Source organism: Paenibacillus sp. 1781tsa1 (assembly GCF_024159265.1).
Classification (GTDB): Bacteria; Bacillota; Bacilli; order Paenibacillales; family Paenibacillaceae; genus Paenibacillus.
Genome location: NZ_JAMYWY010000001.1, coordinates 5,604,890 through 5,630,838 on the forward strand (window position 1 = coordinate 5,604,890; position 25,949 = coordinate 5,630,838).

The following is a 25,949-nucleotide window of genomic DNA, read 5'->3' on the forward strand; positions in this document are numbered from 1 at the left end:
CGGGCCGGGATCGTCAGTTACTACAGCTTGCGCCTATATCGTCAGATGACATAACTCCAGTCAGAAGAATACCGACTGAGGAATTGACGAGTACGTTCCTGCTTGGGACGCACAAATACCTCTTCCGGGGTTCCTTCCTCTACAACGGAACCTCCATCCATGAAAACAACCCGATTGGCCACCTCACGGGCAAACCCCATTTCATGGGTAACTACAATCATGGTAATCCCCTCTTGAGCAATGGAGCGGATGACAGACAACACCTCACCCACAAGCTCGGGGTCCAGCGCCGAGGTCGGTTCATCAAACAAAATCACTTCGGGATTCAGTGCCAGTGCTCTGGCGATGCCCACCCGTTGCTGTTGCCCACCAGACAACATACTCGGGTATTCATTGATTTTGGCAGACAGTCCGACTTGTTCAAGTACACGCAAGGCACGAGTACGGGCATCGGATTTGGACATTTTCTGGGCAATGATCAACCCTTCCGTGACGTTATCCAGCACAGTCTTATGTTTGAACAGGTTATAATGCTGAAACACCATCGCCGTTTTTCGTCTCAACTGCACAATGTCATGTTTGCGTGCATGCTTGCAATCTACGGTCAATCCACTGATCTGAACCTCACCCTCATCGGCACGTTCCAGAAAATTGACGCAGCGCAGCAGCGTTGTTTTGCCTGATCCGCTCGGTCCAAGGATCGCAACGACATCGCCCTGTTCAACGGTCAGATCAATCCCCTTCAATACTTCCTGCTTGCCAAATGTTTTGTGTATGTTCGTTAATGTAATCATGACACGCCTCCTTTGCTGTACACGGCAACTCGACGCTCAAGCAAAGCGGTGATCCGCTCGGCAATGATGGTCAGCCCCCAGTAGATAAACGCGGCGGCGATAAAGGCCTCCAGAAATTTCAGACTGACGGATGCCACCACATCCGCTTTACCGAGGATGTCCATCTGAGATACGGTAAAAGCGAGTGTTGATCCATGCAGGAACCCGACAAACATGCTGCACAGATTAGGCAAGACCGCCCCGATCGCTTGAGGGATGATGATGCGCCTCAAAGCCTGGAATGTGCTCATACCCACAGCGTGAGCGGCTTCCATCTGGCCGATATCTACAGCTAGAATGCCAGAACGGATAATCTCGGACATATAGGCACCCGCGGTGAGCGAGAAGGCAATCAGTACAAATACGAGAATTGGGATCGATGAGGATTGGAAAGCCCAACCGTAACGTTCCGCCAGCTTATCAATGATCATCGGAATACCATAATAGATGAGGAATAGATGCATCAGCATCGGTGTTCCACGCAGGAAAGAAACGTAGAAGTCAGCAATACGGTGAATCCACCGCACACGATATATACGGATCAGAGCCGTAGCGAGACCGATTCCGAAGCCTGCAATCAACGGCACAATCGTAATGACGAGTGTCAGTGGCAATGCCTTCAGAATTTGAAAAAAAGATGTATAGATAAACTGGAGATCAATCGACATATGCTCACCCCGCTATTCGTTTCAGGCGTTCGGCGCGAACGACTGGCTTGTGTACAACCCTCTTGCGTTCATGACGCTGGAGTCTGCGTTCTGCAACGGCAAATCCTTTTTCGAGTACAATGACAATGACATAATAGACCACAGACAGACTGATATATACCTCAAGTGCGTGGGATGTGGCGGAGATTAACGTCTGGCCTCTGCCGACCATATCCATAACACCGATGGAGAAGGCCAGAGACGTATCCTTCAATGAACCGATTAACGTATTGGCCATGTTCGGAAAAGCAACAATTAGTGCCTGAGGAACGACAATCCGCCGAAAAGACTGGAATGTCGTCATCCCCGCAGCATAGGCTGCTTCCGTTTGACCTTTATCCACACTGCGCACTGCTCCGCGAAAGATCTCGGCAAAAGATGCCGCATCACTAAGCGCATAGGTGACAATGACAAATAACAACGGGTCGGTTCTCGACAGGTCGATGCCAATTGGTTTGAGCAACTCGGGAAGTCCGTAATACACCAGGAACAATTTGATCAGGATTGGTGTGCCCCGCATGAATGAGACGTATAGGGTAGCCAGCTGGCTTAGTACCGGAATCCGATATAGCCGGGGAACAGCCAGAAGCACGCCACCCACCAGTCCGAGCACGATGGAACCACCCAGTACAATCAATGTTATGTGCAAATATCGTAGCAGTTCCGGGATGAAATCCAGAACCAATGACAGATCAAATGATTTTCCCATTACCGATGCACACCTCTCTCAGACTACTCTTCAACCGTATAGTCAGCTCCAAGCCACTCTGTGCTCAGTTTCCCTAATGTTCCATCTTCTTTGATCGATTTTAGTGCTTCATCCACTTTGGTTTTGAGCTCCTGCTCATCTTTGTTCAGAATGAAGTACACTTTGGAGTTGGAGAGGGCATCTCCCACCGTTTTCAACTGAGCATCAACCGCTTTATTCTGATAATCAATGGCAAACTGAGTGCTGATCGTTGCATCCACCCGTCCTGTTTTGATCTGGGTAATGGTATCCTCACCTGCTCCGGAATAGACGATATCAATCCCGTTGCCGTTCGCTGCATTCCATTTCTCAGCAAGTACAGCCGCATTACTTGTAGCACCAACAATCAATTTTTTACCCTTCAGATCCTCAATCGATTTTACTTCCTCATTTTTCTGACTGACGACAATTTTATTTGGGAAAATATTATAGGCTTCATCATTAAACAGGAACTTGGCCTGTCGCTCATCATTTACTTCCATCTGGTGCGCGATCAGGTCAATTTTTTTCGTTTCCAGACTCAACAGCAGGTTTTTGAAATCCATGGTGCTGAATTCGAATTCATACTCAGGCAAACGTTTGTCGATCTCCCGGATCAGTTCCACATCATAACCTGTTAACTTGCCATTCTCATCAATGAAGCAGACATTCGGGAACTGTGTACCTGTTCCTACAATGATTTTTTTCACTTTTGTGTCGCCTGCTGCCGAAGCAGATTCTGACTCATTGCCTGCAGTACCTGTGCTGCATCCAGCCAGGACCGCCAGCATTGTAATGAACAGCAGTGCTGTCCGGAATTGTTGAATCCCCCGTTTTTTAACCATTCCCAATCTCCTCCACAGGCTGTTATCACAGCGAATATGATGTGTGCTCCCATTCCTATATCCTATTAACAAACCATTCTTACTTGTATAGTCGGAATTAGGTTGAACAAAGAATATCATTACAAGTTCTCTTTGGGCAATAACTAAACTAATAGGACATCCTGATAAGGTTATAGAACTTCTCTATAGTAGACGAAAAAGCCATCCCAATATCCATTGGCGGATGGCTTTTTCATGTATGACTCTCGTTAGATTATATCCTTTTGGCGTTACACCACTTCGTGCTTTACTCTCTCATCTATCTGCGACTTGCCCATTTAATTTTACGCGCAACTTCCACTCGCTGTAATTGCAAGAGACCGATCCGTTCCTCGAACTTCTTGCGTTCATCCATGGAATGAGCGGCATGAATCTGATGGCACAGACCTGTTAATTTGCTGTTAATATAATCAAAGCGTGTCCATAATTCCTCTTCAGGTGTGCGCTGCTGCTCCGTTGCCGTCTGAAATATTTTGAGTTGGTGGATTAAGGATTGCTGCCATTCCTGATCTTGAATTTGGATGGCAAAATGCAAAAGATCCAGATAGTCATCGATTTGCAACGAAACGCCGCAATCAGGTTTAGTGTTCATCGTCGTCTCTCCTTATTTCAGTACTTGGCTGGAATCAATTACTTCTATCTTACAGGAACAAGCCCACTGAAAGCGAGTGCTGAATGATTAAATTTTGGTATTTTTTTTATTTTTTTATGTTAAAACAGCTTTACATTTCCATTCGTTCCAATTCGGTTAACATTTGATATTGATGCATATGAAATATATGATAAAAACCCGCGTTAAGGAAGAACTTTTTCCCTTAAAACGGGTTTTACGTCATGATATATATTGTACACATATTTAAATCTCAGTCGTTTTTACCATCTCGCTGCTGTCTGGTCATCAATAACATGATAAACGAGATGATAATAATGGAAACAGTCCATGCCCAAGCCATGGTCTGATTGCCTGAATCCACAGCGACATAGATTGCTGTGGGTACCGTTTGTGTTTTACCCGGAATATTGCCTGCAATCATCAGTGTCGCTCCAAATTCCCCGAGTGCCCGGGCAAAGCCAAGGATGAAGGCAGTCATCAGTGCTCGCCCTGCGAGCGGCAAGGAAATGTAACGAAAGACCTGCCACTCATTGGCCCCAATCGAACGACCTGCATCTTCCAGATCCCGATCCACACCACTGAATCCCGATTTCATCGTCTGATACACAAGTGGAAAAGCAACCACCACCGCAGCAATCACCGCAGCCCACCAGGTGAAAATAACCGGTGCGGAAAATATGGCTTCAATCCATTGTCCAAGCAGACTTTTACGCCCCAGTATGACAAGTAACAGAAATCCGACCACCGTTGGTGGGAGAACTAGCGGCAGCATAAATGCTGTTTCCAGCAGAATCTTTCCCCGAAATGAAGTACGTGACATCTTCCAGGCTATCGCGATTCCGAACACAGTGGCCACCACGCTGGATAACAGCGCAACCTGAAGCGACAGGCGCACCGGTGACCAGAATACGGACCAGTCTATGGCGTTCATATTCATTCCGGAATTGTGAATCCATATTTCGCGAAGATATCCAGTACTTCAGGGGTTTGCAGGTATGCATAGAATTGTTCGGCCTCTGTGCGGTGTTTCGTTCCTTCAATAATGCCTATCGGATAATTGGCGGGTGTGTAGCTGTTCTTGTCCACCTCAAACGCAATTTTCACCTGATCTGAAGTAAGAGCATCCGTTTTATATACAAATCCGGCATCTGCATTACCTGTCTCTACATATTGAAGAACCTGTCTAACGTCTTTCCCCTGCACTAGCTTGCTTTCCAGTTCATCCCACAGCTTGGCATTGGTCAGAGCTTCCTTGGCATAGGTTCCCGCAGGCACACTTTCCGGAATGCCAATCGCTACCGTCTTGATGGAGTCATTGGTGAGATCCGTTTCGCCGGTTACGGTATTGGTCCCATCTGCTGGCACAATCGCCACCAGTGAATTCTGTAGCAGATTCTTCTGATCGCCCGATGCAATCAGGTTCTCATCCACTAGCGCATTCATATTTTTCGTTGCCGCCGATACAAAGATATCAGCCGGGGCGCCCTGTTCAATCTGCTGTTGCAAGGCACCCGAGGCGCCAAAGTTGAAATTAAGTTCTATATAAGGATTAGCTAGCTCATAATTGGTTTCAATCTCTTTCATCGCATCGGTCAGACTGGCAGCCGCAGAGATCGTCAGATCTACCGTTTCCTGAGGATCACTGTTGCCCGCTGATGAACTTTCACCTGATGCCGCTGGCGTTGAAGTCGTTCCTTCTGCACCCGTGGATGTATCCGTAGTACTCGTACTTGCGCCACAACCAGCCAATACTAAAGCCAGTCCCAGTGACATACTTCCCAAAACATATCCGATTCTCTTTCTCATTCATTTCTCCCCCAACGTTATCTTTGGTTATAACTAGTTATAATTAATTATATCTAATTATACACAAGACAAAAAAAATGGGAAGGTGATTTCAATCACAATTGATTTTTGTTACCTGTCTTCTGCGTTTCTTGCGTGTTCTCAGGTTTATGGCATCCCTCAATTAATGGTATAGTACAAGAAACATTCCATTACGATAAATGATCGGATCATTACCTTTGAAGGAGGATCTTCACTTATGACGGAGGAGCAATCCTACACAACCGAAGAAATATCCAAGCTGCTCAAAATATCGAAACTGACGGTCTATGACCTGATCAAAAAGGGAGACCTTGTCGCATACCGTGTAGGTAAACAAATGCGGATTGATGCAACGGATCTGGAGGCATATAAACGTCGATCCAAGCAACTCCAGTCCTCAGGTCAGCGTTTCCCGACTCCGGTTCAGACCTCGGGATCAGGGACTCAGCAAGTTCATGGTGATTCTCAGGAAAATTCCTTACAAGCAACTTCACCCGTTGGGTCTGCATATGCGACTACACCAGCGAGTTCTACCCATACAATGACTTCTGCACCACGGCATCTGGTCATAACAGGTCAGGATGTCAGTCTGGATATCCTAATGCGCCATATAGAAAAACAAACCCGGGACATCCGTCCGCTACGCTCGTTCATGGGCAGTCTGGACGGGCTTATCTCGATGTATCGTGGTGAGTCCGATCTGGTCAGCACTCATCTGCTCGACGGGGATACGGGTGAGTATAATCTGCCGTATATTCGCAAGATTCTGACGGGACGGTCCTATGTTGTGGTGAACCTGCTATCACGTCCTGCCGGACTGTATGTACAGCGTGGCAATCCGCAGAACTTGCAGCATTGGACGGATCTGAATAAGGCTGAACTCAGACTAGCTAATCGGGAGAAAGGTTCTGGCGCGCGAGTATTGCTGGATGAGCAACTTCGGTTGCATGGGATTTCTGCCGCAGGCCTGATCGGATATGAATTGGAAGAAACCAGTCACATGGGCGTGGCTGCCAAAGTCAGTTCTGGCGAAGCCGATGTCGGAGTTGGCATTGAGAAAGCTGCACGACTTGTGGGCCAGGTTGATTTTGTCCCTCTCGTTCAGGAACGCTATGATCTGGTCATGCTGAGGAAGCAAGGTAATGAAGCCTGGACAGAATCAGTACTTCGAATTCTCCAATCACCGGAGTTCAGGCAGGAACTGCAATCATTCGAGGGCTATGATGTATCGCGAACAGGTGAAATTTTGTACGAAGCATAGTTATACCAAATGCAGTCCATAACAGCCCATGCTTAACGTGTGTTACACATCGCATCATGCATATACCAAACGCCTTGCAATGGATGCAAGGCGTTTTTGGATTCTTTCTATATATAAGTCTGATATGGATCAATGGATTTTTTAATATGGCAAATCGATCTCAAAAATGAACACACCATACGCGGGCATGTTGATCTCATTCTGAAGTGTTGTACCCGACAGCAACTCTTTGGCTTGCTTTTTAAGCTGGATAGCCACTTGGTGATCCGAGTAGTTGAGTAAAAACACATAAGCTTTATCCTTACTGGAACGGATTCCGAGCTCAACTTCGGACGGTGCCTCTACCAGGTCACCCACAGGTGAGACTAGCCCGATTTCATCAAGAAGAGCATCTACGACCGGTTCATTGTAAGCCGACCCATAATACCATACCTGCCCCTGGCCTACCCCACGCTTGGTCAATGCAGGACTACCTGCATAATATTCGGATGCATACTCGGCTACGACCTCTACGTCGGGATGCTCCACATGAAGAACTTCATTAAATCCGGCTGTTGGCGTTCCTTCCTGAAGTCGCTCACTCTCCCCAGTCCATTGCAGTTCGGCTGCTGGAATGGTTCCTTTGATCAATGTAAAGTCCTCTACGGTTACACCACACAACTCAGCGACAGCTCCTGGGAACGGTCTCATATAACAATGCCCCTTAATATCCTTATAACCGGTGCGTGCGCCGAAAAACAGGGTACCCCCCTGACTGACATAGGCTTGCAGAAGTTCTGCTGTCTCGTCTGTCATGATGGCCGGGTGAGCATAGATGATCACCTTATATTCGGATAACGCCTCCAGTGTTGTCGTTGATTGCAGGGTTACCAGATCCGTCGGAATATGACGATACTGGAGCTGCTTATACCAGGAGCGTACACTCTGTTGCTGAAGCGGACCGTGCCACTCGTCCAACTCTCCGTCCCAGATGTTATCGTAATCCTGCAGGATCGCAACATTGGCTTGATATGTAGTGCCCGCAATAGAGCGCCCCATCTTGGCAAACTCTTCGCCGACTTGTGCAACCTCGCGTACCCTTCTGTTGGGTTGATTATGGTAATCATTGATGCCATGCCAGTACATCTCGGTGCCAAATGTTGCCGTCCGCCAGCGGAAGTAGACGAGCAGATCTGTTCCGTGAAGAACAGATTGATATGACCATAATCGGATCTGCCCCGGTCTTGGCGTGCCCATGCCTATACTATCGACCCAGCCTCCTGGCCCAGACTGCTGTTCCATGACGCAGAAGTTCGGTGACATGTTGCGTACGTTCGACAGTTTCATGCTCCAGGCCCGGTCCTGTAATGAGTTATCGTCTGTCCCTGGGAAGATCGTGGCAAACTGCGGATACGAATCATAGGAGAAGAAATCCAACAGGTCTTCTGTCATTTCATGATTATCCAAGTGTCCAAACGTACCGTTCGTTGTGATCCAATGTTTCGGATCCAGTTCCCGAATGATGTCCACCTGAAGCTTGGCAAATGAAATGGTATTAGCTGAGATGAATCTCTTTTCATCCAATGCCAAATGAGGATTTGGCGATGGACTAACCATATTTCGGGTAAGGTGGACTTGCTCCCAGTCGGTATAGGTCTGACTCCAGAAAACGGTTCCCCAAGCCTGGTTCAGATTCTCTAACGATTCATAACGATTCTTAAGCCATTCACGGAAGGCGACATGATCTGCCTCAGCGTAGAACACATCCATATGACAATTGAATTCGTTATCGATCTGCCAGCCAATGAGAGCCGGATGATCTTTATAGGCAATCACCATATTACGCACGATTTTTTCACATTGCTGTCTGTAGATGGGGCTGCTGTAGTTGGTGTGGCGTCGCATGCCGTGTTGATACAATACGCCGTCCTTATTTGCATTTAATACTTCAGGGTATTTTGAGGTTAACCATGCTGGTGGAGTTGCTGTCGGTGTTCCCAAAATAACGCTTAAACCATTTTGATGTGCCAGATCCAGCGCCTTCTGGAAAAAACGAAAATCGAACTGGTCTTCTTCCGGTTCAAAGATGGACCATGCGAATTCAGCCATTCGAATAACTGTAATATTCATCTCTCGCATTCTGCGGAAATCGTCCTCCCACAACGCTTCCGACCAATGCTCAGGGTAATAACAGACCCCCATTTTCAATTCATCCATATGTATTGATTTTGCCATCTTTAATTGCCCCCTTAACCTGCCATATTGCCTCCATTCTATTGGAACCTTCACATATAATAAATGACAAGATTATGCGACTTATAATAAAATATTGTCATTGCTATAGATTCAAATCACAATTGGCTGAATCTATTTGAATTGATTACATAAAAATATTGCGTTCAAATGGAGGATGCACGTGAAAGAACATATCTTTCTTCCCAAGCCGATTTTCCCCAGACATGTATGCTTTCCCGATTTTATTGGAGGGTACAGTGACTTTCCGAAGCATCGTGTGCATCGAGAATATGGCACCACTGAAATTAACTTGGATCAATGCTACAATCTGCACCTTGTACTCAGCGGCAAAGGATTCCTTGATACTGGAACCACACGATATGAGTTAATGCAAGGGCAGGGATTCCTCTATGGTCCCGGTCTCAGACAAACCTACTACTCCGATTCGGATGAACCTTGGAGTATTCGTTGGATTCATTTCTACGGCGTTCGTCTCGAAGAACTGTTAAATGGAAAAGGCGTTGACGAGCCATGGCTGTTTCAATGTTCCAACTTCCCCATGGTTACTGCGCTCATGGATCGATTACTGGAGCTCGGAAGAGGCTATCAAGTGGAAGACGAACACAGTGTGGCAGCTACTCTATATGAGCTTCTGACCCGATTGCAATCCGCAGCGAGCCAAATCAATGTTTCGCTCAATCACACTTCAGAGCGAATTCGTGAAGCTGGGAATTATATTCGTTCCCATAGTAACGAGCACATCACACTTGACCACGCTGCCGGGATTGCCGGATACAGCACAACATACTTTAGCCGCAAGTTCAGTCAAACGTTTGGCATCTCCTTCCCGGAATTCCTCTTGGAATCCAGGCTACTCCATGCGAAGCAGCTGCTCGCGACAACGAACCTTTCCATTAAACAAATTACGCTGGAAACGGGGTTCTCTCAGTCAAGCTACTTCATCCGATGTTTTAAAACCCAGGAAAACGTAACACCCATGCAATTTCGAATGATACACAATCATTCGTTATAGGCAGATGTTCCTTAAACAAGCTGACGCAAAAGAAGACTCTGCACATAACATGCAGAGTCTTCTTTGCTCATTTTTTCAGGAATGTTCATTCGTATCTTCATCCTAGTCGGCCTCACTCACGCCAGAACAGCCCCGCCTCATCCCGTTCAACCTGCTCGAGCACATTCTCAAAATCAGAACAAGCAATTTACCAACTGGATTTTGTTACGCCAGGAATCTGCCCTTGATGAGCCAGTTCTCTGAACTTAATCCGAGATACCTTGAACTTGCGTAGATAACCCCGCGGGCGGGCTGTCACTTCACAACGGTTCTTCAAACGAGTTGGAGATGCATTCCGCGGCAATTTCTGCAATGCTTCATAATCCCCTTTTTCCTTCAGTTCCCGGCGCAGGTCCGCATATTTTGCCACGATCCCCTGACGTTGCTTCTCACGTACCACTTTAGATTTTTTAGCCATGAATTACAGCCCCTTATTGATTGAATTTATGTTTATTTATCTATATAAATTGAACTAAAGAATATTTACACTGCACACTCCGATGACAGAACAACCTTCCGATCGCTGTTATCCCCGAGTTATACGGCTTCCACAGGCCATGGCAGTGGATTATCAAAATGGCCCCAGTCGCCCAGCATTTCTTCATCACTGAGCAGGCACTGGTCCAGCTCATCTTCAATGCTCGCACGTTCCATGTCGATTCCGATCATGACAAGCTCCGTCTGGCGATCTCCCCACTGAGCATCCCATTTCTCCAGAACATCCGGCTCGTTACGTAAAATTTCTTCCTTATCCGCTTCCGGCAAAGCCGCGACCCAATGTCCCGCAGGGCCAAATTGAATGGATGGTCCTGCCTGACTCAGGCTTGCAGCAACATCTCCTTTGGCGGCGAGCCATACCAAGCCTTTGGCACGTACCACTTCTTCCGGCCAGTAACTCATGAATTCTGCCAGACGGGAGGGGTGGAATGGCTTTCTGCGGCGATAAACGAAGGAAGCAATGCCGTATTCCTCGGTTTCCGGTGTATGCGACTCCTTCTCCAGCTCCTGAATCCATCCAGCGGACATGCTCACCTTCTCAAAATCAAAACGGCCTGTATTCAGAATCTCAGACGGATTCACCTGCCCATTCTCGGTGCGAATGATTTTGGCATTAGGCTGTAACTTGCGAATGATGCCTTCAAGCTTGTTCAGCTCGGTTTCATCGACCAGATCACATTTGTTCAGCAACAACACATCACACGTCTCAATCTGATCAATCAACAAGTCTACGACGTCACGAGTGTCCTCATCCCCAGTCGCTTGGTTACGATCCAGAAGACTCTGGCCTGATCCAAAATCATGCCAGAAACGATTGGCATCCACCACCGTTACCAAACAATCCAATCGGGCCAGGCGAGTCAGGTCAATACCCGACTCCTCATCGGCGTATGTAAAGGTCTGTGCAACTGGCACTGGTTCACTGATACCAGTGGATTCGATCAAAATATAGTCATACTTGCCTTCGTTCACCAGCTTCTCAATCTCTTGCATTAGATCATCCCGTAAGGTGCAGCAGATACAGCCGTTGGATAACTCCACCAATTTTTCTTCAGTTCGAGACAAGGTTGCCTCCCCCTTAACCAGCGCAGCATCAATATTGACTTCACTCATGTCGTTGACGATCACGGCAACCTTAAGCCCTTGTCTGTTGTTCAACACGTGATTTAAAACGGTTGTTTTCCCTGAACCGAGGTAACCACTTAGTACAGTTACCGGTACTTGCTTTTGTGTCATATATATCGACTCCTTATATGTGCAGTCTGCGTAATTCGAACTTTAATAGTAATTATTACGATTAACAACACTGACTATAATCCTGTTGGACGGTCGTTGTCAAACTATTTTTACGAAATACTTCAGAATATGGATTAAAAAAAACATCGATCGACGTACTTTCACAGAAGACAGACCGCGTTTAGTTGAAGTTTTTCTTGCGATAATCGAGTTGTTCAACTCCGCTGAAAACTTATACATTAAATCATCTAAAAAAAAGACCTATGGTCTGTCTCCTGCAGTTTCGTATCCTGTCGATACGTCCCGCAAAATTCAGTCCATAAGCCTTTACTTTACGCTTCCACATTCATGCTCCAATCGCAACTCACAATCCTGATCCCCGGTAGCGACATCCAGCTATCTATCACTGCCTAGGATCATTTCACTACCATACTATTCAGCTTGCTGCCACAGATCTGACCTTATTGCCCGCTTCCATCCGTTGCCTGAACACCAGCACCAGAACCATCGCTGCAATAGACAGCAACGTACAGATCATGAACATAGTCGAATATGAACTCACCTGCACAATAAGCCCCATTGCTAGTCCACCCAGAGAGAATCCGAGGTCATACGAGGACATGAAGATGCCCATGAGTACATATCTGGAATCCGCAGGCAGCACAAAAGACAAGTATGTGGTTAATGTCGGGTACAACAGTGCCAGGGCAAAGCCGCTGAACACCGCGGAAAGATACACCAATGACCCGATGATCTCCATTAAGCTGAGCAACTGGGTTCCCAGTGCAGCACACAGCATTAATCCTGCCATCAGCCAGGTATTCCAGCTACCGTCGGACGGAATTTTTTTACGCAAAATAAACCTGCACAGGATCACAACCAATCCCTGTATCGTCAGAAATACGCCTGCACTTGCCGTTCCTGTGGATACCATATACAAGGGAAGGAAGGTCGCTGTGGCCCCAAAAACGCAGGAAGCAAACAGCATCACCACACTGCTGATCAGTAGTGGCGTACTGCGCCAGATGCCGCCGAACGAACGCAGCATATCGCCCAAGGTATACGATTTGTTCTGCACCGTACTCCGCGGCAGATCCACATTGTATCCGATCAGAAGTGGCAGAGCCGCCAGACCGATCATCAGCAGCGTAAACGCCAGATCACTGGCATTTTCCCAGATTTGTATGGCGAGGATCGGAATGACCAGAGAAGGAACCATCGTAAACAGAGTGTACATGGACAGCCCTTGTGCCCGGTCTTTGTCCTCCAGCTTTTCCACAATGCCTGCCTGCATCGTCATGGAGAAAAAGGCCGTAGCCACCCCTTGCAAGGCCCGCAACCACAGATACGTCTCCACACCAAAAACAACAAACAGCAGCAACGTCCCGGCATGCAAAAGCAATAACCATTGCATCACTCGAAGTGGCCCATGCTTACCCAGCAACTGTGCTGCAAAAGGTCTCAAGAGCATACAGGTGAACATATATGCCCCCATCATCAGACCAATTTCGGCCTGGTTCAATCCTGCGGCCTCGCTTCTCAGGGGCAGAATAATCGTCAAAGCCGAATTTGCTGCAAAAAATAAGAAGGCCAGCATATAAAACCGGATAAAAGAAAAAGATACCGGATTTAATTTCCCATTGGATGTTGCCGTCATCGAAGACTTCAAACGTTCGTCACCACTTTCTCTTCTGGCAGTCAACTCACAGATGTACCTGTAACGTGTCTCCGCCGCTCATAGGCAAAAACGATCATTACCGCTCCTAGGATAGCACACATCATGTACATAAATGAATAGGAAGAGAAGTCAGCGACCGGTCCCATAATCACACCACCCAGAGAAATACCCAGATCCGCCATCGCGATAAATAACCCGATCAGGACATTCCGATTCAGCTTAGGCAACACAAAAGATAAATAGGTCGTGAGTGTCGGATACAGGATCGCCTGACCGATTCCCATGAATACAGCACCCACATAGAAAAAGACCACCCCGCCTGTCACGGCAAAACTGACGCACTGCGCAGCTACGGCGAGCAGACACATGGTGCCCATCATGAAAGGAGAATGCCAACTGCCATCAGAAGGAATCCTTTTTCGAAGCATAATTCGAGCCAGCACCACCGTTCCTGCCTGAAGCATCAGATAGACGCCGGCATTCCCGTTTGGTACTTGGCTCGCATAGAGCGGAATAAAAGTGGTAATTGCACCAAATACAACGGAAGCAGCAAGCATTAACACACTGCAACGAAATAAATATGGATTCTTCACCAACTGAGCAAAGGATTCCCACATACTCACGTTCTGCACCGAAAGGTTCTCAGCAGGTTGCTCCTTGTTTGGTTCCATTTTGGCGGTGTATCCGAAGACGCCCGTACAGACGGCAATGCCGATCAGAACCACTGTAAAATAATCCATGCCTCCCGCCTGCCATATCCCTAAAGCGAGCACTGGTCCCACGATTCCCGGAATATAACTGAACAGCGAATAATACGAAATCCCCTGAGAGCGATCTTTCTCCGGAAGGGCATCAATAATGCCAATCTGCAAAGCCATAGAAAAGAATGCTGTTGATACACCCTGCAAAATACGAGCAACCAAATAACCGCCGAGTCCCGTAAAGGTATATAAAATCAGCGCAAATCCATTGATAATCAGAATCAGACGCAATATTTTGATTGGTCCGTGCTTTTGAATAATCCGACCTGCCCAGGGTCTGAAAAACATCGTTGTGAACATATAAGCGCCCATGATCAGTCCGATCGTTGTACCGCTGGCGCCCAAGAACTCCCCTTGCAATGGGATGATCACGTTAAGAATGGCATTGGCGCTAAAATATAGAAGAACCAATATGTACAAGCGCAGAAAAGGCCAAGACATCGCTCCACTCACAATGGGTGTTCCTCCTAAAATGGTATTAAATGCTTCAATAATCGCTTCGCATAATCGGACTGTACGTCCTTAAGTTGCTTGGTCGGAACGATTTCTACAACCTGTCCCTCTCTGAAAATGATTACCCTGTCACAGATATAAGCTGCCGCCTGTATATCATGCGTGATAAAAACATAGCTCAGCTTGTAGATTTCTTTCAGCTCTTTCAACAATTGCAACACCTGAATCTGAACAGATACGTCCAGTGAGCTGATCGCTTCATCAAACACAATGCATTTAGGGGCGGTGGAGATGGCCCTGGCAATGCACACTCTCTGAGCCTCCCCGCCCGATAGTTCATGCGGATATTTGGATCTATAGGAAGGGTCCAGTCCAACTTGGCTCAGCAACAGATCCACCTTCTCTGAGTTACCCTGATCCTTTCGCAGCTTTTGCTGCGCTTGCAGGGGTTCCATAATGGCAGCTTCCACGGTAAGAAACGGATTGATAGAGGACGTATAATTTTGAAAAACGGCGCTGATGTTACCCATCCGTACACGTCGATCCTGTACGTCTTTACCATCCAGCGAGATCGTTCCATGATCTGGTCGTTCAATACCTAGAATCAGACGGCCCAACGTCGATTTGCCGCTTCCGCTTTCACCGATGATGCCCAGACATTCGCCATGCTGGCATTCAAAGGTAACCTGTTTCAAAACTTGTTGTTTGTACTTGGAGAACAGTCCGCCTTGGTTATATGATTTTTCAATACCTTCCACCTTTAGCATCTACGAGTCCCCCTGCATCAACGCCTTAAAATGATTGCTCAGCTCCAGTCGGGTAGAGACCAGATACTGCGTATAGGCATGCTTCGGCTCTGTCAAAACAGAATGCATGCTGCCGCGCTCTACGATCTCTCCGTCCTTCATGACCATCACGTCATCTGCAATCTTCTGCACGACGCCGAGATCATGGGAGATGAACATCATGGAACAGCCCATGCGTTCGCGTAATTGAATCAATTGCTCCACCACTTCATATTGGGAGATCGTATCCAGCGCTGTTGTCGGCTCATCCGCAATAATCAGATCGGGCTCAAGCACCAATGCCAGTGCAATCATGATTCGCTGCAGCATTCCACCGGACAGTTGATGTGGGTATTGATTCAGAATCTCGCGCGGATGTCTGAGCATGACGCTATCCATAGCATTGATGATTTTTCGTTCAATCTCGCGGGTGTTCCAGCCAAAATGCTGCTGAAGTGTCTCCCGGAGATGCACACCAATGACACAAGAAGGATCAAATGCACTCATGCCATTCTGTAAAATCATACACAGATGCTTGCCTCGCTTACGCCGCATCTCCGGTTCAGAAAGCTGGTTCAAGTCTTCTCCTTGAAATAACATTGTGCCCGATTGGCGAATCCATGGCTTGTTCAGTCGCATAATAGCCCTGCACGTAACGGACTTCCCGCTACCACTTTCCCCCACGATGGCCATACAGCTTCCCTGCTTAACTTCGAATGAACTGTTATGAATGATCACTTTGCGTGTATTGGTATCCCATACTTTCAAATGTTCAACCTCGACTATATTCATAAGCCGTCTTTCTCACCTCACTTTCGTAAGACTTGTCAGACTTACCTTGAGAGGTCATCAATTTGGGGTCCAGAGCCACTTGAAGCGCATCCGATAGAAAATTAAAAGCAGACACGACCACCACAATAGCCAGGCCCGGTGCCAACATCAATTCAGGTCTGGAGAACATGACTTCCCTCGCCTCATTCAACATCATCCCCCATTCCGCATGCGGAGCCTGAATGCCAAGCCCCAGAAAGGAAAGGCCGGAGATCTGCAACATCATTGAACACATGGAGCCACTGGCAATGACGGCAATATCGGCAAAGGTAACCGGAACAATATGTTTGGTTATAATTCTCAGATTGGGTGTGCCGGAGGCTTTGGCGAATTTTACATAATCCATATCGGAGAACTGCATCACAGATGTGCGAATAACGCGGGCAAACCAGGCCCATTTCATCCACACAAAGGCAATCAAAATATTCTCCAGTCCTGCACCCAAAATGCCAACCACCGCCAGTGTCATCACGTATCCGGGAAAAGACAGCATGATATCACAGACCCTCATGATCCACGCATCCACTTTCCCCTTAAAGTAACCCGCGACAAATCCAACAATAGCCCCGATCAGAACAGATAGACTGAGCGCAACCAGAACCCATAACACACTTGGACGGATGCCATAGATAAGCCGGGATAATACACATCTGCCCAGATGATCATTGCCTAATAGATACTCCCAGGACGAGGAGGCATAACGAAGCTTCATATTCACTTGGCCAGGGTCATGCGGCGCAATAAGCGGAGCCAACATCCCCGCCATGATCGTGACCATAATCACCACCAAAGAGGTCATGGCCAGTTTGTCTTTGCTCAGATTTATCAGTATTCGCATCAGAATTCCTTTCTCAAACGGGGATTCATCGCCGCATTAATGATGTCGGATAACGTATTAAACAAGACAAAGGTGACAGCCAACATCAGAACATACGCCTGAATAATCGGAAAATCCCTGCTTAAAATGGATTTCACGCTGAGTCTCCCGAGCCCCGGCCAGGCAAACACATTTTCGATGACCACCGTACTGCCCAGCACGATCGGGATCGCCATGCAAAAGATGGACACGGCCACCTGTAATGAATTTCTCAGAATATGCAGGGTAACTTTCTTCTCACTCAGACCGCTTGCCCTTGCATATAACACATAGTCCTCATTCATATTGCTCAGCATGGAACTTCGAACCGTTCGGAAGTAAATGCCCGTATAACTCACCGTGATCACGATCACCGGTAGAATGTAGCTTCGATACGAATCCATGCCGCTGGTAGGCAGCAGGTCCAGCTTGACGGAAAAATACCAGATCATCATGGCTGCAAGCCAGTAGGATGGCATGGCGGTAAGGAAAAATGATACGCCTCTGACCGATCGATCCAGCAGCTTACCTTCTCTCATGGCACAGATCACACCCAGCAGAATGGACAGCGCAATAATGAATACCGATGAGACAAGTGTTAACTTCAATGTGTTCATAAAAGCAGGCCCCATCAATGACCATACAGGTTCACCAGATACATAAGAGTTGCCAAAGTCCAGCTGCACAACAGCCATGATCCAGTTCACATACTGGATCATGAATGGCTGATCGAATCCCAATGCCTTGTTGGTCTGGGCAATTAATTCATCAGTAATCTGCGGAACTTCCTGTGCCTGTAACACAACAACCGCCGGGTCCAAGGGAGATAGATTAATCAGAACAAACGTTATAAATGAAATGATAATCAGTAAAGGGACGGTTAACAGAATCCTTTTGACGATATAACTTCCCATATCCATCTCCGCTCTATTTAAAATTCATTTGTTCAAAAGGTAGTTCATATTGAGTCTGCTTGAATGAGATTCCATCGAGATTCTCGGGAGCGACTACGGTGACACGTCCATTGGTAATTGGGATGAAAACTGCTTCATCATGGACGATCTTCATAATGTCGGCATACAGGGATTGGCGTGAAGCCTCATCCGTGGAAACCATGACCGCATCGATTTTCTTATACAATTCATCTGCTTGGGCAATTCCGCTTGTCGTATGCTTGTATGCCGAATCGGACGTAAATGCCGCAATGGTACTCTGAGGATCATAAGCCAGTCCCCAGGTTTGATTAAAGAGCAGATCATATTCCCCGGTTGCTCTCCGATTCGCGATCGAAGTGGACTCTTCGCCCATAATCTCAAGCTGCACACCCAATTCTTTCATCGAATACTGGATCAATTCAGCCTGTATTTTCTGTGAGGACGAGTTGCTGTCATAGTATAGTTTCATGGCTAAAGGCTGACCGTTCTTCGTTCTCACCCCTTCACCGTCTGTCAATGTCCAGCCAGCTTGGTCCAGAAGCTTTTTAGCCATTTCCGGATCATATTGCCGTTTCTTCAGGTCTACCTTGGCGTAATTAACATTGGTTGAAAATAGCGTGTCCGCTACGGTTTGTGTGCCATTAAAAATATCTTTACTGATCGTTTCCCGATCAATGGCAAACCAAAGCGCTTCCCGAACTGCCGTTTCCTGAACCGGACTATTCTCTCGACTGCTGTTGGCAACAATCATACTCGTATTCATCGCTTCACTTCGGACCACTTGATAATCACCGGATTCAGCCAATTGGTCCATAGCCTCGACATCAATGCTGTCTGCTCCCCGGTCATCGGTGAACACAAAGTTGATTTCTCCCTTTTGTAATGCCAGGAATGTTGTTTCGCCTGCCGGAAGAACCTTGGATGTGATTTTCTGGATTGCAGGCGCACCATCCCAATAGTCTTCATTAGCTTCAAACGTGGCATTCTCTTCAACTTTATGAGCAGTAAGCTTGTAAGGTCCTGTGCCGTGGAAACCACTTACTCCGTCTTTGGTGCCTCCATCCTTGAAATCCTTGGGGGATATGAAGACGTAAGGTCTTGTCATGGACAGTTCCACCAGAGCCGGATAATAAGCTTCTGACAGTGTCAGCTCTATTGTGTACTCATCGATAACCTTCACATTCGTGATTTTGGTAGACAGCTTGATCCAAGCGTGTTTTTCGGCATTCGCCTGTACTGCATCGATATTTTGTTTAACCGCCTCTGCGTTGAACGGCTCTCCATCATGGAATTTCACATCTTGTCGCAGATGAAAGGTATATATCTTGCCATCCTCCGAGATATCCCATGATTCCGCCAGCAATGGCTTGATTCCGTCAGGTGTGTTTTCCACCAGAGACTCGTATAGCATCCCTTGTGCAGGCATGGAACCCGTGTATAGATGGGGGTTCATATCATTAATATCTTTGGCAGAAGCATAGATGAGTTCTGTTTGTACCTGGCTATTAACGGACTGGGTTTGTGCGCCCTCTTTCTCTTTCGGGCTCTGTCCGCATCCGGCGAGCAGCGCAATGGCAGACACCAGCAATAGTATGGATGTAAAAGTAAGACCCTTTTTCACAACATTTCCTCCCGATGAGCAAATAAAATTCAAACATTACACGAGACCACTACGTGGTCAGAACAACCTTCCGATCGCCGTTATCCCCAGATTTTTTGATCTCTTTTCCAAAGAGAAAATCCGGGGATAAATGCGAACGCTCCGCTTCTTCAGGTTCTTTCTGCCCCCTCCGTTACTGTGTAAAACAAAATTTAATTTGCATTATTTAAATGTAACTAGACCCTACTACTAACAAGCCCGGTGCAGATCATGCGAATGTCTTCATCAAAAGATTGGATAACAAAAGCATCGGATAAACGCTGATCTGTTTTCGTACGGGCGACTTCCTGAATCTTCGCCTCGTATGTGGCGATAAACTGATCCATGGTTGGACAGCTCACATCCAGGTGACTGGCAATGCCCTGAATGATTTTGATGCGGTAGTAATCTTCCTTGGGCATGCGGGGAATGTCCAGCTCTCCTTCGCGGTTCATGAAGGTTTTGCGGAATGGGACCGCTGAAAAGTCGAAATATTTGCCTTCCGAATCGGGTTCTGAGAATGGATCAATCAATAGTGAAGTGTACCGTATGTATAATAGATACTCTTGATGAATAACCTGCAGCTGATTAAAATTCACGATATCCTGGCGCGATATACTCTCTAATCGAACCGGATAGTTGTCATCCGTCATGAATTGAAGCAAGTTGACTCCCTGAATACCAAGTCGGTCCGTAATATACATAATCTCCTGCCACTGTGCCCGCATCTCCCCAATCAAAACTTGTGTGATCGGACCTTCGGGATACATCTTGTATACGTATTTCTGAGTATCTGGAGCTCCAAAGATGGCTTCTAATGAGAAGTCATTCATGAACAAGGGCGGATGTACATACAACGAGATATTTCTCGTTTCCGCCTCCAATGGAGATCGCATCACTTCCAGCGCAACACCCAAACGCTCATACACTTGGCATAGCTTACGGACCTGTTCAGACGGGTAACGAGTGGAACCGATATAGACCTTTTTCTTGACCCCTGTTGTGATTACATGATTGAACGGATGTCCATGCATCCAACGGGTATCTCCAAGGTAGGTCGAGAAACTGATCACTTCCGGCACTGCATTACGCTCTCTCATGTAATGGGTCACCAGTCGATTCGACCCAAACGTTGGAGATACCAAAATGATACATTTCAGTTGTTTGATGAATTCATTTTTCATTTGTTCCAACACGTTGATATAAGCATCGGTGGTAACCGCCAAAATGAGTGTGTCCCATTCACCATCAATGGTGTCATATCCCTTGAACGTGTGATCAACGAAACATTTACCTGCGAGCGGTTGATGTTTCTCATTTTGAATGCTGACCTCAACACGCCCATTGCTCTGTTCAAGGGCTTCGAATACGGACGCTGAACGAACCGATGGTCTCCCCGCAATACCAATGCAGCAGTTGAGATGATCTTTGAGTGTTACCGAAAGCTGAATGGATGCAGGTCCAGTTCCGAGTATCAGAATTCGCTGAAGATTGCTCATATTAACCTCCTATTTTCAGAGTTCAACCTGGAATCCAACTGGACGTACTTGGATACACTTGGATGCATTTGCATCCTATGCTTTCTGGTACAACGCAATATCGAACACATCATCCGGGCGCAGAATCTTGTCCACCAGCTTCCACTTGCTGCTGTCCGTCTCTTTCATGGGATAATTGAACAAGGACTTCAACTGATCACCGTATCTCATGGCTACAACCACCTGTGCATTCGTCAGGGCATGCAGTTGATCAAGCAGTTCATATTTAGGGGCCACGGTAGAGCTGAAAATGATATGTGTTGCTTCCTTGGTATACTCCAGATTTTCCAGCAATGTTGACTCCAAACGAATCTTCAAGCCTGCGCCCAGCGTCTCCACCACCTTCTGCCCGAGTGTAATGGATTCTTCATCAATATCGATCCCGACGACCTCTGCACCTGTTCGCTTGGCGATGAGTAATGGTGTCATGGGGAAGGAACCGGAACCTACCAACAATACTTTGGATTTGGAGGTAACTTGGAAGCAGCCGAATTCTTTATCAATACACTCTTCGATGTTTTTGAAATAATCGGCAATCTGTACATCCCCGTTCTCTAGGGCGTGTCTGGAAGCTCCGAAGGAAGCAGATTTTGCCGAATTTTCGTTCCAAGCAAGGAAGTTTTCCGCAGGCGTGCCGGGGCACGTCAAGGGAAAGTGACGCAGCAGGGGGCGAAAAGGCGGTAAAAGATGCACTTCAGCGAGTTTCGAGACACGCCCTAACTTCAATGCACGATATTTCTCCATGATCGCCACACACTGTGCGGATTTATTTCTTAACTGCCATATAAGCGAATCCAGTTCTTCCAGCTCCGAATGCCCCAACTGTTCCCAGGCTGCCTTATTCTCCTGATCAGTCACAAAGCGGGAGTAGTCATTGATCACAGCCTCCAGCTCCGCACTATGCTGAATCGTATGATCATACTTGCTCGCGAGCTTATCGAATTTCTCTGCAAACTCACTCAAACATGTCTGAAAATGGACCAATGTGATCATTTCTTTTCCCCCTATACGTTGTCTCGATCATGGTTCATGTACCTCATACGTTTACAACGCTCCATTCTGCTGGAGCATCTATGAATGCTTTGCCTTGTGCCACAATGCCAACCGATCCCTCAATCGTAATACTCTCAAGTTCCGTACCATTCCACTGGACCATCACTTTGATGGCACCACCAGGCTGCTTGATGTACTGCGTAATCTGCCTCTGCTGGCTCCATGCGAGATAGGCTCCCACGGAGGCCGTACCCGAACCACACCCTCTCTCCCAGATCAGACTATCCAACTCCGGAACATAGATGAGTGGGGCCATTTCTTCCGAGTGGGATTGATATAACAAGATACCGATCAGCTTATCTCCCAGGGTTACTCCCAGTAATCTCGCAAGGGTCTGTGCCCTCTTCTTCATCGTATCGTCGAAGTTATTCACTTCAATCACGATATGGATGAACTCGGCGTAACGGATGATCACCATATCCAGCTCGATGCCTTCGTAACGGATGGTTCGTTGTTCAATCTGCTTCGGAATCGGCATGGTTACCTGGCAGTCATATTCATTCTGCTGTTTCTTCACATGGCACATGATCAATTGATCGATTCCGGAAACTTCCAGCACGATGTCCATAGATTCCTCTTGTGCCAGTCCTGCTTCAAATGCGTGGTGTGCCGCAAGTGCCATACAAGCATTGCCACAGAATTCTCCTCCAGCCATTTCCAGACGGGCCACAGCCTCCGGTCTCCTCGTTGGTTCAATGAATCCCACTTGCTCAGCGTAAACGTTATCATACGACATTAAGCGGGTAGCAATATGACTGTATTGCTCGGCTGCATGATCCGTTCTAACCAGAATCGTCATGTTTTGAGTGGGACTGAACTTGATAAAATCGATCTCCTGTTTCATCGCAGTAGTTACTCCTGTTCATCATTTTTAATTAATAGTAATTATTACGATTAAAGGTCGAGAAAAATATAGCACATCCTTTTGGGGAGCGTCAACAAATATTTCCATTTTAAAAAGACTGCACCTCATTCGTTCCTTCATTTCAACTCCTGCAAAAAAAACCAAACAGAGCTGACGCTTCTGCGCCAGCCCTGCATAAATACACCGTCTGATAAGATTCAACGAATCGGTGCTCTCGCTCTTGTTATAAAAGAAATACAAAAACAGTTGCCGCAGACGGAACCGTTTCGATCTGGATAGGATCCAGAGATTCATTGTACCTATCACTCTTGATATGCTTACAGATTACGCAATGCTTGCTCAGCCAGTGCAGCCAGAAGATGTGCTCCCAGCGGCAATGCCCGTTCATCCACATCAAAGCCAGGGTGATGCCACTCATGCGGGCCAGAGGTACCCAGGAAGAGGAAGAGGCCCGGAACTTCTTTTTGATAAAAAGAGAAGTCCTCTCCTGCCGGAGAAGGCAGTGGTCTAACGCTATTTAATCCAATCTCACTTGCAACTTGTTCCGCCGCAGATGCGAGAGATTCATCGTTGACCACGGCAGGTGGTCCCTGAATCCAGCGAACCGTAGCCCGTGTGCCATAAGCTGCCGCCACACCGGCGACCACCTGATTGAAACGCTCGCGAATCCGTGCACGCACTTTCTCATCAAAGGTACGTACTGTGCCATCGAGTATCGCTTCATCCGGAATGACGTTCCAGGCTGTGCCGCTGTGGAGCTTAGTAACGCTGATGACGGCGCTCTCCTGTGCGCCTACATTACGACTCACAATCGCCTGAAGAGCCGTAACGATATGTGCGGCAACCACAATCGGATCAATGCCTGCTTCCGGCACGGCTGCATGGGTGCCTACACCTTCCACTTTGACAACAAAACCGTCTGCTGCTGCCATCAATGCGCCTTCCCGAATACCCACCGTACCCACCTGAAGATCAGGCTTGTTATGCAACCCGAATACAGCCCGAACATCGGATAATGCGCCGCTCTGGATCACTTGCCGTGCACCTGTAGCTTTTTCCTCCGACGGCTGGAATATCAACCGTACTTTTCCCGGCAAACTGGACTCACGCTGTTTCAGTAATCGTGCAGCACCAATCAGAATAGCGGTATGTGCATCATGTCCACAGGCATGCATTTTCCCAGCCACCTGGGAGGCAAATTCCAGCTTTGTCTCTTCCTGAATGGGCAGTGCATCAATATCTGCTCTTAGGGCAACCACTGGGCCATCCCCTTGACCTACTTCAGCGACGAGCCCTGTCCGAAGCACATATTCGTCTGCAATACGGACGCCTTCTTCTTCCAGCCAACTGCGAATGGCAGCCGTCGTCTCCCTTTCCTCGCCAGACAATTCCGGATTGCGATGCAGGTGTCGCCGAATGGTGATTAAACGTTCCGCGAATGCTTCCTCCCGTTCACCGTGAAGCTCATGCTCGGGGCCCTGTACTTGCTCTTCAGTCTGCTGCTTGGGCTGTTCCAGATCACTTTTCATCACATGGCCTCCCATTCGTATATATTCACGATCTACTTCTATCCGATTGCAGCTTCTTCTTCCTTGGATTCCAGTGCAAATTCGCTTAGTCCCTGCTCTGCCAGAATTTCTCGCAACAATTCAAATGAACGAATTCGCTTGGCAAAGTCCCGTGTAGCTGTAGTCACAATGAACTCTTCCACCGCAAAATCCTGCTGGAACTTCAGCAGCGCCTGACCTACAGTCTCCTTCGTACCCCGGGTCACACTTGGCTCCAGAATCTCGATCCGATAGCTTTCGTTCGATTGACGTCCGAATTCTTCCGCCTGTTCCACAGAACCAACCGTCAGAACCTTTCCACTCTCCAGATGGATCTTCACCAGCATATGCTCGCTCGCAAGTCCTTCCGCTTCTTCCTCACTTTCGGCCACAATTAACGATATGGCTAATGCAGCGTAAGGCTCCCGTCCCTGGGAACGATTGAATTGTTCACGATATACACGGATCGCTTGAAGCGCTACCTCTATATTACTGTTAATGAACAGTGAAAAGACATACGGGAGTCCCAGCTCCGCAGCCATGCCTGCACTATCGACACTGGCTCCGAGCACATACAGTTCCGCTGGGATGGCGGACACAGGTGAAGCGCTGAGACCTGCAAGTGGATGCGATTTATCTTCAAGCGGCTCGTTGTGGATGTATCGTTTCACCTGAACAATTTTCTCTTGAAGAGATGCGGCTTCCTGAATACCTTCCTGCAACGCCTGTGTCGAACGTGGTAACCCGCCTGGTGCACGACCGATTCCCAGGTCAACTCTTCCTGGTCCGAGCGCTGAGAGGATATTGAAATTCTCGGCGACTTTGTATGGACTGTAATGCTGGAGCATCACTCCGCCAGATCCCAACCGAATCCGCTTCGTATGCGCAAGCAAGTGGGAGATGAGTACCTCCGGGGAGGAACCTGCAACATGCCCCGAATCATGGTGCTCCGATACCCAGAACCGATGGAATCCAAGCTGCTCTGCCCGTTGTGCCAGCTCAATTGTATGCCGAAAAGCATCCACCGCCGTTTCCCCTTCATAGATGGGAGTCTGATCCAAAATGCCAACTCGAATACTCATATCCTTCTCCTCCTTGATTGTGCTGAACTGTACTCCCTTAATCCAAGGGAAGAA

The 25,949-nt window shown here is 47.5% G+C and carries 24 protein-coding genes; 2 read left to right on the forward strand and 22 right to left on the reverse strand.

All coding sequences use genetic code 11. The features are described 5' to 3' along the window. Nucleotides 1-41 precede the first annotated feature (41 nt). The 7 genes from NKT06_RS25220 to modA form a co-directional block, all read right to left on the reverse strand. Nucleotides 42-794, reverse strand: a complete 753-nt coding sequence (locus NKT06_RS25220) for an amino acid ABC transporter ATP-binding protein (protein WP_076319760.1) — start codon at nt 792-794, stop codon at nt 42-44. Further along, nucleotides 791-1,501 (reverse strand): amino acid ABC transporter permease, encoded by a 711-nt coding sequence (locus tag NKT06_RS25225; RefSeq protein ID WP_036673453.1) that lies wholly within the window; start codon nt 1,499-1,501, stop codon nt 791-793. The genes NKT06_RS25220 and NKT06_RS25225 overlap by 4 nt, the downstream gene beginning before the upstream one ends. A gap of 4 nt (nt 1,502-1,505) precedes the next feature. Further along, entirely contained in the window at nt 1,506-2,249 is a 744-nt protein-coding gene (locus NKT06_RS25230; RefSeq protein ID WP_253440503.1) for an amino acid ABC transporter permease, read from the reverse strand. A 23-nt stretch (nt 2,250-2,272) separates the two neighbouring features. Continuing rightward, the gene (locus NKT06_RS25235; protein ID WP_253440506.1) at nt 2,273-3,112 is read right to left on the reverse strand and encodes a transporter substrate-binding domain-containing protein; all 840 of its coding nucleotides are present in this window, start codon (nt 3,110-3,112) and stop codon (nt 2,273-2,275) included. 298 nt (nt 3,113-3,410) lie between these two features. Further along, the gene (locus NKT06_RS25240) at nt 3,411-3,743 is read right to left on the reverse strand and encodes a hypothetical protein (RefSeq protein WP_253440509.1); all 333 of its coding nucleotides are present in this window, start codon (nt 3,741-3,743) and stop codon (nt 3,411-3,413) included. Between the two features lie 271 nt (nt 3,744-4,014). Further along, the gene (gene modB, locus NKT06_RS25245; protein ID WP_253440512.1) at nt 4,015-4,701 is read right to left on the reverse strand and encodes a molybdate ABC transporter permease subunit; all 687 of its coding nucleotides are present in this window, start codon (nt 4,699-4,701) and stop codon (nt 4,015-4,017) included. Further along, nucleotides 4,698-5,570, reverse strand: coding sequence for a molybdate ABC transporter substrate-binding protein (gene modA, locus NKT06_RS25250; RefSeq protein ID WP_253440515.1), 873 nt, complete (start codon nt 5,568-5,570; stop codon nt 4,698-4,700). The genes modB and modA overlap by 4 nt, the downstream gene beginning before the upstream one ends. Before the next feature lie 238 nt (nt 5,571-5,808). On the opposite strand from modA, the gene NKT06_RS25255 reads away from it, so the two are divergent. Beyond that, nucleotides 5,809-6,852, forward strand: coding sequence for a substrate-binding domain-containing protein (locus NKT06_RS25255; protein WP_253440516.1), 1,044 nt, complete (start codon nt 5,809-5,811; stop codon nt 6,850-6,852). A gap of 141 nt (nt 6,853-6,993) precedes the next feature. On the opposite strand, the gene NKT06_RS25260 is transcribed toward NKT06_RS25255, so the two are convergent. After that, a complete protein-coding gene (locus NKT06_RS25260) occupies nt 6,994-9,066 on the reverse strand; it encodes a beta-galactosidase (RefSeq protein WP_253440518.1) in 2,073 nt (690 codons plus the stop codon). 175 nt (nt 9,067-9,241) lie between these two features. On the opposite strand from NKT06_RS25260, the gene NKT06_RS25265 reads away from it, so the two are divergent. Then, nucleotides 9,242-10,099: a helix-turn-helix transcriptional regulator gene (locus tag NKT06_RS25265; protein WP_253440520.1), complete on the forward strand. Its 858-nt coding sequence runs from the start codon at nt 9,242-9,244 to the stop codon at nt 10,097-10,099. 187 nt (nt 10,100-10,286) lie between these two features. Here NKT06_RS25265 and rpsN read toward each other — a convergent pair whose 3' ends face one another. The 14 genes from rpsN to NKT06_RS25335 all read right to left on the reverse strand — a co-directional run bounded on the left by rpsN (nt 10,287) and on the right by NKT06_RS25335 (nt 25,895). Further along, nucleotides 10,287-10,556 (reverse strand): 30S ribosomal protein S14, encoded by a 270-nt coding sequence (rpsN, locus tag NKT06_RS25270; protein ID WP_253440522.1) that lies wholly within the window; start codon nt 10,554-10,556, stop codon nt 10,287-10,289. A 119-nt stretch (nt 10,557-10,675) separates the two neighbouring features. Beyond that, nucleotides 10,676-11,872 carry a GTP-binding protein gene (locus NKT06_RS25275; protein WP_253440524.1) on the reverse strand — a complete coding sequence of 399 codons (1,197 nt, stop codon included), beginning with the start codon at nt 11,870-11,872 and terminating at the stop codon, nt 10,676-10,678. A 436-nt stretch (nt 11,873-12,308) separates the two neighbouring features. Beyond that, a complete protein-coding gene (cntE, locus tag NKT06_RS25280) occupies nt 12,309-13,529 on the reverse strand; it encodes a staphylopine family metallophore export MFS transporter CntE (RefSeq protein ID WP_253442795.1) in 1,221 nt (406 codons plus the stop codon). A 41-nt stretch (nt 13,530-13,570) separates the two neighbouring features. Next, nucleotides 13,571-14,764 carry a staphylopine family metallophore export MFS transporter CntE gene (cntE, locus tag NKT06_RS25285; protein ID WP_253440526.1) on the reverse strand — a complete coding sequence of 398 codons (1,194 nt, stop codon included), beginning with the start codon at nt 14,762-14,764 and terminating at the stop codon, nt 13,571-13,573. A 14-nt stretch (nt 14,765-14,778) separates the two neighbouring features. Continuing rightward, nucleotides 14,779-15,531 (reverse strand): ABC transporter ATP-binding protein, encoded by a 753-nt coding sequence (locus tag NKT06_RS25290; RefSeq protein WP_253440529.1) that lies wholly within the window; start codon nt 15,529-15,531, stop codon nt 14,779-14,781. After that, nucleotides 15,532-16,341: a staphylopine uptake ABC transporter ATP-binding protein CntD gene (cntD, locus tag NKT06_RS25295; protein ID WP_253440531.1), complete on the reverse strand. Its 810-nt coding sequence runs from the start codon at nt 16,339-16,341 to the stop codon at nt 15,532-15,534. Further along, on the reverse strand, nt 16,322-17,218 hold the full coding sequence (cntC, locus tag NKT06_RS25300) for a staphylopine uptake ABC transporter permease subunit CntC (protein ID WP_253440533.1): 897 nt from the start codon (nt 17,216-17,218) through the stop codon (nt 16,322-16,324). The genes cntD and cntC overlap by 20 nt, the downstream gene beginning before the upstream one ends. Continuing rightward, nucleotides 17,218-18,150: a nickel/cobalt ABC transporter permease gene (opp1B, locus tag NKT06_RS25305; RefSeq protein WP_253440535.1), complete on the reverse strand. Its 933-nt coding sequence runs from the start codon at nt 18,148-18,150 to the stop codon at nt 17,218-17,220. The genes cntC and opp1B overlap by 1 nt, the downstream gene beginning before the upstream one ends. Before the next feature lie 13 nt (nt 18,151-18,163). Next, nucleotides 18,164-19,792 carry a staphylopine-dependent metal ABC transporter substrate-binding lipoprotein gene (gene cntA / locus NKT06_RS25310; RefSeq protein ID WP_253440537.1) on the reverse strand — a complete coding sequence of 543 codons (1,629 nt, stop codon included), beginning with the start codon at nt 19,790-19,792 and terminating at the stop codon, nt 18,164-18,166. 215 nt (nt 19,793-20,007) lie between these two features. Next, complete coding sequence (locus NKT06_RS25315; protein WP_253440539.1) at nt 20,008-21,309, reverse strand: opine metallophore biosynthesis dehydrogenase; 1,302 nt, start codon at nt 21,307-21,309, stop codon at nt 20,008-20,010. Nucleotides 21,310-21,384: 75 nt separating this feature from the next. Beyond that, a complete protein-coding gene (locus NKT06_RS25320) occupies nt 21,385-22,341 on the reverse strand; it encodes an SAM-dependent methyltransferase (RefSeq protein ID WP_253440541.1) in 957 nt (318 codons plus the stop codon). Nucleotides 22,342-22,384: 43 nt separating this feature from the next. Then, nucleotides 22,385-23,245: a histidine racemase CntK family protein gene (locus tag NKT06_RS25325; RefSeq protein WP_253440543.1), complete on the reverse strand. Its 861-nt coding sequence runs from the start codon at nt 23,243-23,245 to the stop codon at nt 22,385-22,387. 338 nt (nt 23,246-23,583) lie between these two features. Then, a complete protein-coding gene (locus NKT06_RS25330) occupies nt 23,584-24,795 on the reverse strand; it encodes an amidohydrolase (protein WP_253440545.1) in 1,212 nt (403 codons plus the stop codon). Between the two features lie 38 nt (nt 24,796-24,833). Next, entirely contained in the window at nt 24,834-25,895 is a 1,062-nt protein-coding gene (locus NKT06_RS25335; protein WP_253440547.1) for an LLM class flavin-dependent oxidoreductase, read from the reverse strand. Nucleotides 25,896-25,949: the final 54 nt, after the last annotated feature.

Coding starts and splice junctions, on each gene's coding strand:
- NKT06_RS25220 (WP_076319760.1), bottom strand. CDS start 794: ATGATTACATTAACGAACATACACAAAACATTTGGCAAGCAGGAAGTA.
- NKT06_RS25225 (WP_036673453.1), bottom strand. CDS start 1,501: ATGTCGATTGATCTCCAGTTTATCTATACATCTTTTTTTCAAATTCTG.
- NKT06_RS25230 (WP_253440503.1), bottom strand. CDS start 2,249: ATGGGAAAATCATTTGATCTGTCATTGGTTCTGGATTTCATCCCGGAA.
- NKT06_RS25235 (WP_253440506.1), bottom strand. CDS start 3,112: ATGGTTAAAAAACGGGGGATTCAACAATTCCGGACAGCACTGCTGTTC.
- NKT06_RS25240 (WP_253440509.1), bottom strand. CDS start 3,743: ATGAACACTAAACCTGATTGCGGCGTTTCGTTGCAAATCGATGACTAT.
- modB (WP_253440512.1), bottom strand. CDS start 4,701: ATGAATATGAACGCCATAGACTGGTCCGTATTCTGGTCACCGGTGCGC.
- modA (WP_253440515.1), bottom strand. CDS start 5,570: ATGAGAAAGAGAATCGGATATGTTTTGGGAAGTATGTCACTGGGACTG.
- NKT06_RS25255 (WP_253440516.1), top strand. CDS start 5,809: ATGACGGAGGAGCAATCCTACACAACCGAAGAAATATCCAAGCTGCTC.
- NKT06_RS25260 (WP_253440518.1), bottom strand. CDS start 9,066: ATGGCAAAATCAATACATATGGATGAATTGAAAATGGGGGTCTGTTAT.
- NKT06_RS25265 (WP_253440520.1), top strand. CDS start 9,242: ATGCACGTGAAAGAACATATCTTTCTTCCCAAGCCGATTTTCCCCAGA.
- rpsN (WP_253440522.1), bottom strand. CDS start 10,556: ATGGCTAAAAAATCTAAAGTGGTACGTGAGAAGCAACGTCAGGGGATC.
- NKT06_RS25275 (WP_253440524.1), bottom strand. CDS start 11,872: ATGACACAAAAGCAAGTACCGGTAACTGTACTAAGTGGTTACCTCGGT.
- cntE (WP_253442795.1), bottom strand. CDS start 13,529: ATGACGGCAACATCCAATGGGAAATTAAATCCGGTATCTTTTTCTTTT.
- NKT06_RS25290 (WP_253440529.1), bottom strand. CDS start 15,531: ATGCTAAAGGTGGAAGGTATTGAAAAATCATATAACCAAGGCGGACTG.
- cntD (WP_253440531.1), bottom strand. CDS start 16,341: ATGAATATAGTCGAGGTTGAACATTTGAAAGTATGGGATACCAATACA.
- cntC (WP_253440533.1), bottom strand. CDS start 17,218: ATGCGAATACTGATAAATCTGAGCAAAGACAAACTGGCCATGACCTCT.
- opp1B (WP_253440535.1), bottom strand. CDS start 18,150: ATGGGAAGTTATATCGTCAAAAGGATTCTGTTAACCGTCCCTTTACTG.
- NKT06_RS25315 (WP_253440539.1), bottom strand. CDS start 21,309: ATGAGCAATCTTCAGCGAATTCTGATACTCGGAACTGGACCTGCATCC.
- NKT06_RS25320 (WP_253440541.1), bottom strand. CDS start 22,341: ATGATCACATTGGTCCATTTTCAGACATGTTTGAGTGAGTTTGCAGAG.
- NKT06_RS25325 (WP_253440543.1), bottom strand. CDS start 23,245: ATGAAACAGGAGATCGATTTTATCAAGTTCAGTCCCACTCAAAACATG.
- NKT06_RS25330 (WP_253440545.1), bottom strand. CDS start 24,795: ATGAAAAGTGATCTGGAACAGCCCAAGCAGCAGACTGAAGAGCAAGTA.
- NKT06_RS25335 (WP_253440547.1), bottom strand. CDS start 25,895: ATGAGTATTCGAGTTGGCATTTTGGATCAGACTCCCATCTATGAAGGG.